Source organism: Nitrososphaera viennensis EN76, from assembly GCF_000698785.1.
GTDB classification, from domain to species: Archaea; Thermoproteota; Nitrososphaeria; order Nitrososphaerales; family Nitrososphaeraceae; genus Nitrososphaera; species Nitrososphaera viennensis.
Genome location: NZ_CP007536.1, coordinates 2299948 through 2314053, shown reverse-complemented (window position 1 = coordinate 2314053; position 14106 = coordinate 2299948). Strand labels below are relative to the sequence as shown.

General features: G+C 54.8%; 18 protein-coding genes. 8 read left to right on the top strand and 10 right to left on the bottom strand.

Annotated features, from left to right (window positions below; translation table 11 throughout):
- Window positions 1-8: 8 nt before the first annotated feature.
- The 4 genes from NVIE_RS13185 to NVIE_RS13170 all read right to left on the bottom strand — a co-directional run bounded on the left by NVIE_RS13185 (window position 9) and on the right by NVIE_RS13170 (window position 3140).
- Window positions 9-1532, bottom strand: coding sequence for a cytochrome c oxidase subunit I (locus NVIE_RS13185; protein ID WP_075055672.1), 1524 nt, complete (start codon window positions 1530-1532; stop codon window positions 9-11).
- Between the two features lie 168 nt (window positions 1533-1700).
- On the bottom strand, window positions 1701-2192 hold the full coding sequence (locus NVIE_RS13180) for a cytochrome c oxidase subunit II (protein WP_075055671.1): 492 nt from the start codon (window positions 2190-2192) through the stop codon (window positions 1701-1703).
- Window positions 2193-2462, bottom strand: coding sequence for a cytochrome c oxidase subunit II (locus tag NVIE_RS13175; RefSeq protein WP_075055670.1), 270 nt, complete (start codon window positions 2460-2462; stop codon window positions 2193-2195).
- A gap of 54 nt (window positions 2463-2516) precedes the next feature.
- Window positions 2517-3140: a histidine phosphatase family protein gene (locus tag NVIE_RS13170; RefSeq protein WP_144239746.1), complete on the bottom strand. Its 624-nt coding sequence runs from the start codon at window positions 3138-3140 to the stop codon at window positions 2517-2519.
- 181 nt (window positions 3141-3321) lie between these two features.
- Between NVIE_RS13170 and npdG the strand changes: the two genes are divergently transcribed.
- The 3 genes from npdG (at window position 3322) to pspAA (ending at window position 4931) form a co-directional block, all read left to right on the top strand.
- Window positions 3322-4005 carry an NADPH-dependent F420 reductase gene (gene npdG / locus NVIE_RS13165; protein WP_075055668.1) on the top strand — a complete coding sequence of 228 codons (684 nt, stop codon included), beginning with the start codon at window positions 3322-3324 and terminating at the stop codon, window positions 4003-4005.
- Between the two features lie 71 nt (window positions 4006-4076).
- Window positions 4077-4325: a hypothetical protein gene (locus NVIE_RS13160; RefSeq protein ID WP_174405446.1), complete on the top strand. Its 249-nt coding sequence runs from the start codon at window positions 4077-4079 to the stop codon at window positions 4323-4325.
- A gap of 180 nt (window positions 4326-4505) precedes the next feature.
- Window positions 4506-4931 (top strand): PspA-associated protein PspAA, encoded by a 426-nt coding sequence (gene pspAA / locus NVIE_RS14650; RefSeq protein ID WP_158435245.1) that lies wholly within the window; start codon window positions 4506-4508, stop codon window positions 4929-4931.
- A 4-nt stretch (window positions 4932-4935) separates the two neighbouring features.
- Here the strand turns inward: pspAA and NVIE_RS13150 are convergent, their stop codons facing one another.
- On the bottom strand, window positions 4936-6111 hold the full coding sequence (locus NVIE_RS13150) for an aminotransferase class I/II-fold pyridoxal phosphate-dependent enzyme (protein ID WP_075055666.1): 1176 nt from the start codon (window positions 6109-6111) through the stop codon (window positions 4936-4938).
- Window positions 6112-6211: 100 nt separating this feature from the next.
- On the opposite strand from NVIE_RS13150, the gene NVIE_RS13145 reads away from it, so the two are divergent.
- Together NVIE_RS13145 and NVIE_RS13140 are read left to right on the top strand one after the other, a co-directional pair.
- Window positions 6212-7693, top strand: a complete 1482-nt coding sequence (locus tag NVIE_RS13145) for a glycine--tRNA ligase (RefSeq protein ID WP_075055665.1) — start codon at window positions 6212-6214, stop codon at window positions 7691-7693.
- Window positions 7693-8076 (top strand): hypothetical protein, encoded by a 384-nt coding sequence (locus NVIE_RS13140; protein WP_075055664.1) that lies wholly within the window; start codon window positions 7693-7695, stop codon window positions 8074-8076. The genes NVIE_RS13145 and NVIE_RS13140 overlap by 1 nt, the downstream gene beginning before the upstream one ends.
- A gap of 151 nt (window positions 8077-8227) precedes the next feature.
- On the opposite strand, the gene NVIE_RS13135 is transcribed toward NVIE_RS13140, so the two are convergent.
- Genes NVIE_RS13135 through NVIE_RS13125 form a run of 3 tightly spaced genes read right to left on the bottom strand, consistent with a single transcriptional unit; the run spans window position 8228 to window position 9758 of the window.
- The gene (locus NVIE_RS13135; protein WP_075055663.1) at window positions 8228-8770 is read right to left on the bottom strand and encodes an SRPBCC family protein; all 543 of its coding nucleotides are present in this window, start codon (window positions 8768-8770) and stop codon (window positions 8228-8230) included.
- Window positions 8767-9087 (bottom strand): ArsR/SmtB family transcription factor, encoded by a 321-nt coding sequence (locus tag NVIE_RS13130; RefSeq protein WP_075055662.1) that lies wholly within the window; start codon window positions 9085-9087, stop codon window positions 8767-8769. Before NVIE_RS13130 ends, NVIE_RS13135 begins: the two co-directional genes overlap by 4 nt.
- 44 nt (window positions 9088-9131) lie before the next feature.
- On the bottom strand, window positions 9132-9758 hold the full coding sequence (locus NVIE_RS13125) for an NADPH-dependent FMN reductase (protein ID WP_084790844.1): 627 nt from the start codon (window positions 9756-9758) through the stop codon (window positions 9132-9134).
- 359 nt (window positions 9759-10117) lie between these two features.
- Between NVIE_RS13125 and NVIE_RS13120 the strand changes: the two genes are divergently transcribed.
- Genes NVIE_RS13120 through NVIE_RS13110 form a run of 3 tightly spaced genes read left to right on the top strand, consistent with a single transcriptional unit; the run spans window position 10118 to window position 12890 of the window.
- On the top strand, window positions 10118-11359 hold the full coding sequence (locus NVIE_RS13120; RefSeq protein WP_084790843.1) for an MFS transporter: 1242 nt from the start codon (window positions 10118-10120) through the stop codon (window positions 11357-11359).
- Between the two features lie 38 nt (window positions 11360-11397).
- Entirely contained in the window at window positions 11398-12573 is a 1176-nt protein-coding gene (locus NVIE_RS13115) for a hypothetical protein (protein ID WP_075055660.1), read from the top strand.
- A gap of 26 nt (window positions 12574-12599) precedes the next feature.
- Window positions 12600-12890, top strand: coding sequence for a winged helix-turn-helix domain-containing protein (locus NVIE_RS13110; RefSeq protein WP_075055659.1), 291 nt, complete (start codon window positions 12600-12602; stop codon window positions 12888-12890).
- Here the strand turns inward: NVIE_RS13110 and NVIE_RS13105 are convergent, their stop codons facing one another.
- Together NVIE_RS13105 and NVIE_RS13100 are read right to left on the bottom strand one after the other, a co-directional pair.
- The gene (locus NVIE_RS13105; protein WP_075055658.1) at window positions 12891-13463 is read right to left on the bottom strand and encodes a methyltransferase domain-containing protein; all 573 of its coding nucleotides are present in this window, start codon (window positions 13461-13463) and stop codon (window positions 12891-12893) included.
- A gap of 1 nt (window position 13464) precedes the next feature.
- Window positions 13465-14067: a PqqD family peptide modification chaperone gene (locus NVIE_RS13100; RefSeq protein WP_075055657.1), complete on the bottom strand. Its 603-nt coding sequence runs from the start codon at window positions 14065-14067 to the stop codon at window positions 13465-13467.
- Window positions 14068-14106 lie beyond the last annotated feature (39 nt).

The window sequence follows — 14106 nt, the reverse complement described above, 5'->3', positions numbered from 1 at the left end:
ACCTGCTACTAGTGGTGCGGTTCCTTTGCGGCGATTGGGAAGTAGGTCTCGCCGAGCTGGAACGGGTCCTTCGTGTCTGCATACCTGCCCTTCATCGATCCGTGTATCAGGAGGCCTGTCAGGAGGGCCGCGCCTGTTGCGGTTATCCATGCTCCTACGGACGATATCTGGTTCAGTATGATGAGCGGCTGGACAGGGACATAGTCATAGACACGCCTTGGCTGCCCGTACAGGCCCAGCACGTGCTGGGTCAGGAATATCAACGACACTCCCACGAAGAACAGCCAGAACGACACCATGGCCGCCTTTTCGTTGAACATCCTGCCCGTGATGAACGGGAACATGTAGAGCAGGAATCCGATGAAGCCGAACGTGACCATTCCCATGACGAACAGGTGGAAGTGTCCTACGACCCAGTAGCTGTCGTGCGTGATAAAGTCAAGCGGCATGGCCGTGTTCACGATGCCTCCGGCTCCCGCGTAGAAGAATAGCACGACCCCTCCCACGGCAAAGCTCATGGGCGATGCGAACTTGATCCTTCCGCCCCACATCGTGGCAATCCAGTTAAAGATGTGCATGGCAGACGCAGGAACTGCTGCAAGCGTTCCTACCATGAACACCGTCTTTTCGGTGAAGCTCATGCCTGTAGAGTACATGTGGTGCGCCCACGATGCAAAGCCTACGATCCCAAGCAGAACGAACGCAGTCACTCCAGACTGATAGCTAAAGATAGGCTTTCTCGAGAACTTGGGTATCAGCTCGTACATCATGCCCACGGCTGGCAAGAGGAAGATGTACACCTCCGGGTGGAACGTGAACCAGAACAGGTGCTGGTACGCTATCGGGTCGCCGCCCCTAGTCGGATCAAAGAAGCCGGAGACTCCAAGCCTGTCCGTGTACAGCATGATTAGCGCTGCGGCAAACGTCGGAATCGCGACAAGTATCATCAAGGATGTCACGAGGGTGGCCCAGACAAAGAGCGACGTCTTCATCAGCGGCAGGTCCGGGTGCTTCATCTTTAGTATCGTGACTATGAAGTTTATCGAGCCCAGGATTGACGAAATGCCGAGTATCTTTAGCCCAAATATCCACATCTCTGCGGCCGGCCCTGGCGCTTTGGTTGTAGAGTATGGCGGATATGCCATCCAGGTCGTGTCCGCAAAGCCCATCCATATCAGGGCCATGCCGACTGGGATCATCCAGAACGCAACTGCGTTCAGCTTTGGCCATGCCATGTCTTTGTACCTGACCATGATCGGGATCAGGTAGTTGCCCATGCCTGACGCGAACGGCACGAGCCACAGGAAGAGCATGTTGGTCCCATGCACTGTAAAGATTCTGTGGAAGGTGGTCGAATCAGCGATGAGCTGCGTTCCCGGCAGGAACAGCTCTGTCCTGATCGCGATTGCAAGTGCGCCACCGATGATAAAAGCGGTGAAGGAGAGAATGATGTACAAAAGGCCGACATCTGTGTGGTGGGACGAAAATAGTATCTCCCACATCGGGCGGGGTTTCTTAACTTCTAGTACCACTACTTATTCGCCTCTAAATTGCTTGTAACTGGAAGAGATATCAAATAAAAGCATTTTGTTTTTTATGCAAACACAGTGCGTGCACGCGCGGCATGGGTAAATTTGCGTTGTAAAAAAGTGAAAAAGAAGAAAGAAAAGAGAAAAGGAGGGTGGGGAGGAAGTTTGTTTTTAGCTTGCGACTGCCTGGGCTCCAACACTTGGAGTCAGGTCGGAGGCCACCTGCGACACGTCGCCGCCAGCCGCTGGCTCTTCTACAAAGAGCTTGGCGCGCATCTGGTAGTGCGAGAACCCGCAGTACTCCCTGCACTGGATCAGAAATTCGCCGCTCTGGTCCGGAACAACCCACAGCGTGTTTATCTTGCCTGGCACTGCGTCCAGCATCAGGGTATAGTCAGGCACGTTGAACGCGTGAATGACGTCCCTAGACGTGATCTCGAACTTGTACGGAACGCCCTTTGTCAGGTGCAGTTGCCCGATCTCCTTCGTGCCGTCTTCGTGCTCGAATGTCCAGAGCCACTGCTGGCCGGTGACCTTGATGATCTTTGAATCTGGCGGGGCATGATCCAGTATGCGCTCGATGTTCCATGCGTCAGCTCCGACATAGATCAAAAGCGCGACCACCACGCCAATGTAGACCCACTCGATTGTTGCGTGCCCCATTTAGTGGTGCTCACCCTCCGTTGATGACCTAACCGGCAAGTTCCTGTTCTTCGGATGCGACTCGCGGAACCTGTACACTACGTAGAATATCACACCCATCAGAATTGCGCCGATTACAAAGGCAATTACCATCAGCCTGTAGAACAGTGACCAGATCTCGATCCTGCCGTAGACATACTGCCCTGACTCTTGTGCAAACGCGATTGAAAAGTCCATGAACAGCACAGCGACCACGGGAATCGCAAGCAAAAGTAACTTGTACGATGCCATACTCGTCCCTTTGGTTTCAGAAAGTTTCCATATCTTATTTAAGGCTTTGGAAAATCACTCGTGCGGATAGCGGTGCATCGACATGACGTTGACGCCGGAAAGCGAGTACTGCCTTTCGTCCTGCCGGAGAATCGTCATCGACGCGTTGCGTATGTGCCACCGGTAGAGCGCCTCCGGGTTCAGATCAAGGATGGTAGAAATCGCGGCCTTTATCGGGTCAAGGTGCGTCACGCACAGGATGTTGCGGTCAACGTGCTTTTCTGCGGCTTCTTCAAGCAGGCTCTTGACGCGCTTTTTCACCGAGGTAAAAGACTCGACCCCAAAGCTTTCAAGCGCGGGGTCGTGCTCGTCGTAGAATTTCAGGAACAGGTTGCCGTACTTGCTCACCACTTCGTCAAAGTTCATGCCCACCAGCTTGCCCAGCTCTATCTCGTACAGCCGCTCGTCTATTTCGTAGCTTGCGCCCACCTCCTTGCAGACTATTTCCGCCGTCTCGACTGCGCGGATGACCGGCGATACCACCACCCTGTCTATCTGGACGCTTTTCAGGTCCTTTGCCGCGTATTCGACCTGCTTTCTGCCCTGCTCCGTCAGGTGGGACTCTATGTGCCTGCCCACGAGTATACGGTTGACGTTGTTGTCGGCCTGCCCGTGGCGCATAAAGATGACAAGTGGCACGAATTCTGTGCAGTCAAAAGCCGTTAATTATTGTTTCATGCGCGCGTTTGCAAGAGAATCTGGCGATTCCCGTTGCCTCTTCTTTTATACATACACACACTAGCGCGCGCAATTTTTTTTTGCTCTGCACCGGAGCAGCCAAATCCCAAAGTTAATATCGCAAGCTTCCGTGAAAGTCGCCATGAAGATTGGAATCGTAGGGGGCACCGGCGGCATGGGCGAGGGATTTGCCATGAGGTGGTGCGTCAGGCACGACGTCATCGTGGGCTCCAGGGAGGCCCAGAAGGCCAAGGAGGCGGCTGCAAACTATATGAACGCGGCCAGGCAGGCGTACGGGCCAAACGCTGTCATCGCCGGAAGCATCACCGGCGACGACAACATTTCGCTTGCAAAGGACAGCGACGTGCTCATACTGTCGATACCTTACGAGTTTATCGAGGACACGTGCAGCAAGCTCGCCCCGCAGGTGAGGCCCGACTGCATAATAGTCTCCCCCATCGTCCCGATGACAAGGACTGACAGCGGCTTTGTCTACATCCCGCTGCTGGAGCAGGGCAAAAAGACCGCCGGGGAGTGGGTTGCAGACAAGATGGCCCCAAGGTCCCGCGTGGTGTCTGCTTTTCACACCATATCTGAAATGAAGCTAAAGAACGTCAATCTCAGCCTTGACTCAGACACGTTTGTCTGCGGCGACGACCCGGACGTTGTCGCAAAACTGAGCGAGCTTGCGTCTGAAGTGACTGGCCTGCGCCCAGTGTACCTGGGCCCGCTTTCGCTCACGTACCAGGCAGAGGTGCTCACCCCGATGCTCCTCAATGCGGCAAAGCGCAACAAGATGAAGAACCCCGGCGTCAGGCTGACATAGCACACACAGGGGCTGGAGGCAGAGTCATGGGCCGGTGGAAAGAAGAAAGAACGCGCCGAGGTCGCAACTGGATGACTGCCATGGGAATACTCTTTCTCATTGCCGCTGCAATAATCGCGCTGCGCGACCTGTTTCTCATATCCACCGCATACACGTTCGGATTCTACCTGGACAACTTTGTCAATGCCGAGATAAACAATGAAAAGTTTGTAATCGCCATGGCGATAGGCGGAGGGATCCTTCTCTTCTGGGGCTATTACAGAAAAAAAGAGGACCACGGCCCGCCGGACGAGCATGAGTGGCGCAGGTCCAACAGGTAAATATAGTAAAATACGTCAATTGCCGATTGTATTTGCTTCCGGTAGCCTCGATTAATAAAGAAATCATGAGAGAAATGCAAAAAAATTACAATACATTGCAATATTGAGATAGAATTAGCAAAGTTAAAGTCGGAGTGCATATGAAACAATACTATCAGAAGCCATACAATGAAAAAGAAGATGACCAAGGCGAAGGCCAAGGCGCGCAAGAGGGCCAAGGCCGTCGCAAAGAGCAGCAAGCCAAGGCATGCAAAAAAAATCATTCGACTCGCGCACAAGTCCCGCCCCAAGAAAGCCAAGGCAGCGCCGGCTACGAAAAAAGTCGTGCGCATAATGGGCCACGGCCAGTTCACGGTCGACGCACGGACGCTCAAGCGCCTTAACGACATCGACAGCGAGCTTGTTGAAATGGTCGCAAGCGAAAAGGCAGACGATGCAGGTTTCAAAAAGAAACTTGCCGAGCTCAACCAGATCACGATAAAGTACGGCAAGGCAGTAGAACCCGGAGAGATTGTAAGGTCAGACATCATCCTGCCGAGCGCCGACCTGCCGGTGGACGAGGCGAAAAAGCTGTTCACGGGCGAAGGCGTTATACCGGAAAACTAGCTAGTTAGCTCTTTACGAATTTTTCAAGCTTGTCCATTGCCCTTTCAAGCACGTCTTCTGGCGGCAGGTACACTATGCGGAAATGCCCCGAGCCATAAGAGACGCCAAAGCCTGAGCCGTGCACGGTGAGCACGCCGGTGCCATTCAAAAGCTCGATGACAAACTGCTTGTCGTCCTTCCACCTGCTTCCTAGCTCTATCCTGGGGAACGCATAGAACGCGCCCCTCGGCAGCCTGCACTGGATGCCCATGCCGTTGAGGCGCTTGACCACGAGGTCGCGCCTCTTGCGCAGTTTTTCCACCATGACAGGGATGTGGTCCTGCGGTCCCCGGAGGGCCTGAACAGCCGCAATCTGCACAGGCAGGTTTGTCGCTATCCTCACGCGCGCAAGCTTGGGCACGTCTTCCCGGAACTGGTCCAGCTTGCGGGAGCTGCTGTTCATGCAGATGTATCCGCAGCGCCACCCTGTCATCAGGTACGCCTTGGAAAACCCGTTCAACAGCACGACCGGCGCGTCCTTGGCCACCTTGCCTATGCCGGTGAATGTCGAATCAAAAGTTATCTTGTCATAGATCTCGTCGCAGATGACATAGAGGTCGTGCTCTGTCGCAATATCGATAAGCTGCTGCAGGCTCTTCCTGTCGAAAACCTCCCCGGTGGGGTTGTTCGGGCTGATGATGCAAAGCGCTCTAGAACGAGGAGTGATTTTCTTGCGCAGGTCTTCGAGGTCCGGCCTGCCGTCTTCGTGCAGGCGGAACTCGACCGGCTTGCCGCCGTAGAACTTTACGTACGACGAATAGGGAGGGTAATACGGGCCGGGCATGAGGACCTCGCTGTTTGGGTCCACGATTGACGCAAGCGCCATGTCGAGGCCCTCCGACACGCCGTTTGTGACAATGACGTCGTCCTCCGTCACGTCAAGGCCCTTTTCCGACTCTTTTTCGACTATCGCCTTCCTAAGCTCCGGCAGACCTTCCGAGTCGGCGTAATAGTTCTCGTTCTTGCTCACCGCGTCGATCAGGGCACGCTTGATGTGCTCCGGCGTGGGAAAGTCGAATTTTACAGGGTCGCCTATGTTCAGGTAGATGATCTCTTTTCCCTGCGCCCTGAACTTGTTTGCATAGGCAGTAATGTCGCGGATGGCATACTCGACGCCGTGCGTCCTGTCAGAGACCTTCAATTAGCACATTGGTGACTAGCTGACCGAGATAAATTGTTATGCGTTGTCGGCTGGGAATAGATTTAAAGCCTGTAAAGCGCCGTTTGCTTTCCGTTTGTCAATGTCAAACAGTTACGACAAGGTCATGAAGCTGGCCCTTGAGCGCGGCTTTTACTTTCCAAGTTGCGAGATTTATTCCGACGCGCCGGCGGGGTTCTGGGAGTACGGGCCCACCGGAGCCTCCATGAAGAACAAGTTCATCGAGCTTTGGAGACGCGAGCTTGTAAGGCGCGACGGCATGATGGAGATAGACGGCTGCCAGATAATGAGCAAGAGCGTCTTTGTCGCGTCGGGCCACCTAGGCAATTTCACCGACCCGATAGTAAAGTGCACGAAATGCGGCTCTATTTTCCGCGCAGACCGCTTTATCGAGGAAAAGACCGGCGAGCGCGTGCCTGAAAGGCTGTCAAACGAGGACATTGACGCGCTCATAAAAAAGCACGGGCTGAAATGCCAGAACTGCAAAGGCGAGCTTGGCAACGTCAGCAGGTTCAACATGATGTTTCGGGTAGGCATCGGCCCGGCTGCAGAAGAGGCGTACCTGCGCCCCGAGACGTGCCAGACGATATTTGTCGATTTCAGCAGGGTATTCAAGACCATGCGCGGCCGGCTGCCTCTTGGGATAGCGCAGGTTGGCAAGAGCTTTCGCAACGAGATAGCTCCAAGGCAGTCCCTCCTGAGGCTGCGCGAGTTCTACCAGGCAGAAATCGAGGTGTTTTGCAACCCGGCAAAGCTTGACGACATGCCGCGCTTTGACGAAGTAAAGGGCGCCACGCTGCGCCTGTTCAAGGACGGCGATTCCGGAATAACTGCAGTGACTGCAGAAGAAGCGATCGCAAAGGGCCTTGTGCCAAACAAGCTGGTCGCGTACTACCTTGCGCTCCTAACAGAATTCTATGAAAAGACAGGGATTGACACCACAAAGAGCAGGTTCCGCCGGCTCTCCGACGATGAAAAGGCGTTCTACGCCTCTGTCGCGTTTGACTTTGAGGTGCAGACTAGCACCGGCTGGCTTGAGCTTGTCGCGTGCAACTACCGCTCGGACTATGACCTCAAGGGGCACGCTGGTACAAGCAAGCAGAAACTCGAAGTTGTAGACCCGGCAGACCAGCAGAAGGTCCTCCCGCACGTCTTTGAGCTCTCGATGGGAATCGACAGGAGCCTCTACACCATCCTGGAGCATTCGTACTACGAGGAGCAGGTAAAGGAGGAGACGAGGGCAGTCCTGAAGCTAAAGCCGTACCTTGCGCCGGTGCTGGTAGGCGTCCTCCCGCTCATGACCAAGGACGGCCTCGGAGAGAAGGCCCGCAAGATACATTCAGAGCTGAAACTCGACTTTGACACTTTTTACGACGAGTCCGGCTCGATAGGCAGGCGCTACAGGCGGCTTGAAGAGGTCGGCGCGCCCTTTGCCATCACGGTCGACCCCCAGACGATGCAGGACGACACGGTCACCGTGCGCCACCGCGACAGCATGCAGCAAGAGAGGGTCAAGACGGGCGAGCTTGCAGGCTTTATGCGCGCTTCGCTTCAGATCAAGTAATGATAAGGAAGAAGAAAAAGGACAGGCTTGCAGGCGAGGGCGACGTCCCTGCTGAAAAGTGGCTTGCCGCATTCAGGAAGCCTTCAGGCAGGGGCCCAGAAGGCTCGACGTTTGTACGGCAGTTCTATGCTCCCGGCTACTACGAGGCGTACGACACGGTGCTGACGCACGCAGAAAAGATGAACCTGGAGGTGTTGTGGTTCCGGGAAAAGCGCAACTGCGGGCCGTACATGAACCGCAACTATCCCGGGCTTGAATCGAGGTGCACCTACTGCAACAAAAAGTTCGGCCACGAGCCGGTGCCGTGCGCAAGCGAAAGTTGCGAGCTGGAATTCTGCTCACGAGAGTGCATGGCCGAGCACGCGGCTGGCAGGCACAAGTAATAATGCTAATTATTTTATTGCACAACAAAATGCAGTCAGACTAGTAGAGGCATCATAATAGAAAAAGAAAAGGAGACGTAAGGTGCATTGCACCTCAACTGATGCATACATATCATGCGTATGCCGCTTTTTCTTTGACGTCACGATAAAGTCATCGTGCTTGCCAAGAGGGATAAGATCCTTGGACGGCTGCGTACCGCTCCATCCAGTCCGGCGGCACCCTGTGATCGAGCAGAGCCGCAAGGCGGTCCAGAAAGGCATGCATGCCCGGAGCGAAACCAAGGCCCGTAGATTTGGTAAGGCGGCTGTGCGTCACGGTAAGGATCGTGTTTGAATCGCCATCCCGCGCCAGTTCCCAGCGTATGACGGCCTCAGGTTCACCGTTTGGCAAGTCTGGGTGAGGAGCAATGTGCCATTCATGCTCAAAAACGCGCGGTGGATCCCAGACTAGAATGCGCCCTGTCGTATGAAATCCTGCCGGCGCGCTGATAAAGTCTATGGTGCCTCCGTTGCGCCCGTCGATAATTGCTTTGGTGTTAAACCATGCGGCTAATTCTTTTGGATCTGTAATGGCTTTCCAGACTACCTCTCTTGGATGAGCAAGCCGGCGTTCGAACTTGAGGGTCGCATAGTCGCCTTCGATAGTCACCGTTCCATTTTGGTTGTTTGCATCATTTGATTTTACATTCTTCATTTCTTTTCACTCTTTTCTTTTTTGGATAGATGCGCCTCCAGCGCGTCTAGGCGCTCAGGCCAGAAGACCTTGTACTTGGCTATCCAGGCGTCAAGTTCCGCCAGACCTTTTGGCTGGAGGCTATAGATTCTCTGCTGAGCATGGACTCGCATGCTTACAAGACCTGCGTCCCTGAGCACTCGCAGGTGTTTTGACACCGCAGGCTGACTAATCTTTGGAAATGCACTGACAATATCGCCTGCAGAGAGCTCGTGCTCTATGAGCATATCCAGCATGGCCCTTCGAGTCGGGTCGGCCACGGCAGAGAACGTATCCATGCCCGTTGTATGGCTATTAAGCTATATAACTGTTTGGTTATATATCAACTTGCTGATTTTAGCAAAACCCGGTAGTGGGCCGCAAACGTGTATGGCTCGCTTGACCCAAGGTCGCGGGCAAACTGCCCCCTCATCAGCCTGCCATATACCACCAAGTCGCGGGACATCATCTCTAGGCGCCTTGACACTTCTGCGTTTGCGATCTGACCGTTTGCAAAATCCTGCTCGCCATTTATTGAAACGCCATAAGGCATGCTCCATCCACAGCACTGGCGCACCGCAGTGCGCATCTGGTCCATTGCAGTCAAGCCTTTTTCATGCGATGCCACAATATAGCCAAAGAGCTTGCCGGCAAACTCTTTGTAAAAGTGATCTAGGAAATTTTTGATTGTACCGGACATCGAGCCGTGATAATCCGGCGAAGCAAGTATGAGCGCATCAGCCCAGGCTACTGCCTTGGCCGCCGCTTCAACCTGCTCTGACGCTGGCGCGCTTGGGTCACGCAGCGGCAATACTGTTTTGCTCAGATCAAGCAGGCGCACCTCTGCGCCGTGCTTTTTGGCAAGCTCTAGCGCCATTTTCAGCGCCTCGGTGCTGTACGAGCCAGAGCGCATGCTGCCTGCCACGCCGAGGATGTTAATTGTTGATTGCATGTTTCTTTCCATGTCCATGCATCTAATATAATCTAGAGGTTATATAACCATATCGTTATACAAGAAAATCTTTATCCGGTGTAAAGTGGCATTCAGACCAACTAGTTCTTTCAAACAGGCTGCAAAAACGGCATGAAAGAATTAACTGACTAATAATTTTCTTATTACTCACAATATGTGATCACGTACAGTGAGCCAGTCTTTTAGGCATTTGCCGTTTCTTTTTCTTCCATGAACGAAAAATTTTGCACCGGCAGCAGTGCCGGCGGCCAAAACTATAGCTTCGATGTGTTATACGCGGCCATAGACTCGTCATGGAAGGCATTTGCACTGTACTGGTACGGCAGAGAAGGCCTCCATAGGAGGGCTACGAGGCAATGAGAACAGCAACATCGGCAAGCCAGTCATCATCGGTGTTTTCCGTGCTCTTTGTCACGGTATTCCTGGATTTCCTCGGCTTTGCGATGGTTCTTCCATACCTTTACTTTTATGCGACAAGCCTTGGCGCCTCGCCGGTGGTTTACGGGCTCTTGCTGACGTCGTACAGCGTCGCCCAGTTCGCCTTTACGCCAGTATGGGGAGCCCTGAGCGACAGGCGGGGCCGGAAAAAGATAATGCTCGTCTGCCTTGCAGGCTCGGGAGCGTCGTTTCTGCTCTTTGGCCTTGCCAACAACATCGCGCTCTTGCTCCTTGCAAGGGTGGCGGCAGGCGCAATGGGCGCAACAGTCCCCGTGGCAATGGCGTACGCGTCAGACATTACTACTGCACAGAACAGGATGGCGCAGATGGGCAGTTTGGGCGCGGCGTTTGGCATGGGCCTCATCCTCGGCCCCGCGATGGGAGGCACGCTGAGCAGCGCGTTTGGGTACGCGGTCCCGGCGTTTCTAGCAGCCGCGCTTGCCTTCTCCAACTTTGCGCTTGGCTATTTCAGGATGCCAGAATCCAGAGGCGCAAGGACAAAAGACTCGTTCCTGCAGTCGTTCAGGCACGTCGCAAAAAGCCCCGGGATGAAGCTGCTCCTTGCGGCGTATTTCATAACGATGCTCGGGTTCTACATCATGGAGGGCACGTCGACTCCCTGGCTTCAAAAAGTGTTTGGCTATGGGCCCTTCCAGGTCGGCTTGCTGTTCCTCTACATAGGTGGGGTGGTGTCTGCGGTGCAGGGCGTCCTAGTGCCCAGGCTGTCAAAGAGGTATACGCCGCAGGCGCTCTTTGTGGCAGGCGCCGCGTCGCTGGCGGCAGGCCTTGCGTTGCTTGGCTTTGCGCAGGACCTTACGATGCTAATAGTCAGCTCTACGTTTGTGCCCCTCGGGATGGGACTGACTGCGGCATCAGCAACGACCTTGATCTCACTCAGGACGGCTGCAGACAAGCAGGGCGCCACGCTTGGCATAGGCCAGTCTGTTGCAGGCATATCGCAGATAATCGGCCCGAGCTTTGGCGCGGCGGTGTTCAGCCAAGGAATCGCGGTGGGCGTCAGCGGCCTGCCATTCATGGTTGCAGCAGCCGTGATCGTTCCGGCGGTGGCGATAGGAATTTGGTTTGCTACTACAAGGCAGGCCAGAATTGCGCCGAGGCAGAAGGAAGAGGAGGAGAATGGAAATGATCACGTCTTGTGAGCCAGCTTCTTTTTATCAGATCCGGGAGATTGAGAGCCATGCAAGAAGACGTTCGTGTTGAGCGCGGAGGTTCTGCAGCCCTTGGCAGGGTCGAAGGAAACCTGAGTGCCGATAAAGACGCCACGATAGAGGCCGCTGACGGCGGCAAAGTCACGGTAGCAGGCAGCGCGCGTTTCAGGGGCGACTGTACGGTAAACTGCGACCTGGAGTGCAGATCCCTGAGAGTGGAAAAGGGAACGCTGAAGATCGCGGGAAACCTGCAGGTGCACGGAGATGCCGACATCGCAAACGCGCTTTACGTCGACGGAAGCATCGTTGCCGCAGACGGGATAATAGCGGTTGGAGGCACAGTCAAGGCGGGCTCGGTCAAGTGCAGGATCATCAAAGTGGGAGGTACGCTTGAAGTGTCAGACACCTTGGACGCAGAATCCGTAAAGGTCGGTAGAAAAATGGTCTCGCAAAGGGCCCGGCTTGTTGACCTGAACGTGGGTGGGCAAGCCGAGATTGGCAGCGGAGCAGTGCAGGGCCAGATCAAGGTCGGCGGGACCTTTCAGAGCAAGTCGGAGCTGGAGTTTGACAGCATATCGGTTGGAGGAAAGGTGGAGCTTGGCACGGGCATGGGCAGGAGCATAAAGGTGGGAGGGCGGCTAGCCACCACCGGCGACCTGACCTGCGAGGAGATCAAGGTGGGAGGGATTGTCGAGATTGGCGGAAACTGCTCGGGGGAGATATTAGAAGTCGGTGGCGAGACCAAGGTCTTTGGATCCCTTGTGCTGACAGGCAAACTCGGGGTTGGCGGAGACCTCCAGGTTCGGGACGCTTTAACCGGCACCGATATGAGAGTTGGAGGCCGGTTCAGCGGAAGCAAGGCGATGCTTGCAGGCCGGGCCTGGATCGGAGGCCAGGTGGAAACGAGTGCAGGGTTGAAGGCAGGCGGCGAGATAAAGATCTCGCCCCATGCAGAGTGCAAGGGCCCGCTGGTGGGAGGCACGGTAGAACTTGGCAAGAGGTGCAAGGTGCAGGACGTCTATGGGTCCAAGGTTGTTGTCGGAAAAGGCGCCGAAGCAGAAAAGATAGTTGCAGATGAAATAGAGATCCATGACGACGGGACGGTAGGCCAGGCCACCTACACGCGCCGGCTTGAAACCGGCAGGAATGCCGTATGCAGGAATCCCCCTGAAAAGACTGCCAGCCTTGCCGCGTTCCCACTGTAAGCTGGAGGATTGTGTGTGTGCAAAAGATGACGGCAGGAAGAAGAAAGAGCAAAAGAAACAAGCTTGAAATCTATGCAACAATACTTGAAGTCATCAGGCTTGGCACCGACAGGATAACGAGGATATCCTACGGCGTCGGGGTCCCGCTTGACAGGCTCAACGTCATGGCCAGTGACCTGTGTTCTTTTGGCCTTGCCAGAAAAATGGCCGACGACGAGGGCACAAGGTACAGCATAACCCCGAGGGGATCGGAATTTCTCGACACGTACTGGAAGATGAAGGGCTTTTTGGAGATCATGGGAGACGGCGAGTACTAGCTATTCCTTGACAAAGTCAAGCGTCGCCATGCGAATCCGCTCAGGGTCGCCCCTGAACTGGTCAATGCACCTTGACGAGTATTCCACCGGCGAACCCTCCGTCATGCCTGCCACCTTGAACCCGACCGAGTGGAACGCCGAGACAAGCCATATCGACCACCTGTCAAACGCCTCGTTTGACACGGGCTGCAAAAGCTCGTCCGTGATTTCCGTCACGAGCCGGAACGCGCCGGGCCTCTTTAATTTTGCATACACGGCCCTGTAGAGCGGTTTCCACTTGTCCTCCCTTTTTTCGTCAATGAACGCAGGGTCAGGCAGGACTGCGATAAAGCCGTCGACAGAGTCGTCAGGCAGGCGCGGGACAATGTCCTCAAAAGAGCCCTGCATTACAAACACGTTCTGCAGATTAATGCGCGATTTTGCCTGCCTGCACTGCTCGCCGTCAAGCTCTATCCCGATGTACACCGTCTCCGGGTCTTTTTCTGCAAGCGCCTCAAGGAGCCTGCAGTCACCTGACCCAAGTTCCACTATGGTCCTTGTGTGTGGCGGGACTAGAGACGGCTCCTCGGACATTTCACGCCTTCAAAAGCTCTGCTTCAAGCAGCTGCTGCACCAGTTGCACGACTTCCTGCTCCACCTGCTGCCTGGGCATGCCCAGCTTGGCAGAGAACTGGTCGGTCAGCTGGTTTATCGTTTTTGTGCCGTCGCACGTGTTCCAGAACTCGATTATCGCCTCGTTTACCATGAATCCCTGGTCCTTGTCGTTTGCAAGTATCATCGAGCCGTCCTCCTGCTTGGCGTACCTGCCCGCCTTCAAGGGCCTGGCCTTTTCATAGTCTATCTGGAAGCGCAGTTTCGGCTTTCCAAACCCGAGCTGCTCGCGCACCTGCGGGTTCATCTTGTCCAGGCTCCATGGCGGGTCCCAGACTATCTCGACGTTGATGCTCCCTATCCCGGGCACCTTGCCCACGTAGCGCTTGACGTCGCTTACGAGCGTGTCATGCAGCGGGCAGCCGCGCGTGGTCATGGTCATCTTGATGTCGACGTTTTTGCCGTCAGCTATATTGACTCCATAAATGAGCCCAAGGTCCACCACGTTTACTGGGATCTCTGGGTCCATGCATTTCTTTAGCGCGCCGTAAATCTGGTCCTCGGTGACCTGTTTTGCAGCCGACATTGGCAGGGGTACTTGTCTGCCACACGATAAATACTTGTC

What these genes read in the sequence shown, in the direction of transcription:
- NVIE_RS13180 (WP_075055671.1), bottom strand. Translation starts at nt 2,192, where the DNA reads ATGGGGCACGCAACAATCGAGTGGGTCTACATTGGCGTGGTGGTCGCG.
- NVIE_RS13175 (WP_075055670.1), bottom strand. Translation starts at nt 2,462, where the DNA reads ATGGCATCGTACAAGTTACTTTTGCTTGCGATTCCCGTGGTCGCTGTG.
- npdG (WP_075055668.1), top strand. Translation starts at nt 3,322, where the DNA reads ATGAAGATTGGAATCGTAGGGGGCACCGGCGGCATGGGCGAGGGATTT.
- NVIE_RS13160 (WP_174405446.1), top strand. Translation starts at nt 4,077, where the DNA reads ATGACTGCCATGGGAATACTCTTTCTCATTGCCGCTGCAATAATCGCG.
- pspAA (WP_158435245.1), top strand. Translation starts at nt 4,506, where the DNA reads ATGACCAAGGCGAAGGCCAAGGCGCGCAAGAGGGCCAAGGCCGTCGCA.
- NVIE_RS13145 (WP_075055665.1), top strand. Translation starts at nt 6,212, where the DNA reads ATGTCAAACAGTTACGACAAGGTCATGAAGCTGGCCCTTGAGCGCGGC.
- NVIE_RS13140 (WP_075055664.1), top strand. Translation starts at nt 7,693, where the DNA reads ATGATAAGGAAGAAGAAAAAGGACAGGCTTGCAGGCGAGGGCGACGTC.
- NVIE_RS13135 (WP_075055663.1), bottom strand. Translation starts at nt 8,770, where the DNA reads ATGAAGAATGTAAAATCAAATGATGCAAACAACCAAAATGGAACGGTG.
- NVIE_RS13130 (WP_075055662.1), bottom strand. Translation starts at nt 9,087, where the DNA reads ATGGATACGTTCTCTGCCGTGGCCGACCCGACTCGAAGGGCCATGCTG.
- NVIE_RS13125 (WP_084790844.1), bottom strand. Translation starts at nt 9,758, where the DNA reads ATGGACATGGAAAGAAACATGCAATCAACAATTAACATCCTCGGCGTG.
- NVIE_RS13120 (WP_084790843.1), top strand. Translation starts at nt 10,118, where the DNA reads ATGAGAACAGCAACATCGGCAAGCCAGTCATCATCGGTGTTTTCCGTG.
- NVIE_RS13115 (WP_075055660.1), top strand. Translation starts at nt 11,398, where the DNA reads ATGCAAGAAGACGTTCGTGTTGAGCGCGGAGGTTCTGCAGCCCTTGGC.
- NVIE_RS13110 (WP_075055659.1), top strand. Translation starts at nt 12,600, where the DNA reads ATGACGGCAGGAAGAAGAAAGAGCAAAAGAAACAAGCTTGAAATCTAT.
- NVIE_RS13105 (WP_075055658.1), bottom strand. Translation starts at nt 13,463, where the DNA reads ATGTCCGAGGAGCCGTCTCTAGTCCCGCCACACACAAGGACCATAGTG.
- NVIE_RS13100 (WP_075055657.1), bottom strand. Translation starts at nt 14,067, where the DNA reads ATGTCGGCTGCAAAACAGGTCACCGAGGACCAGATTTACGGCGCGCTA.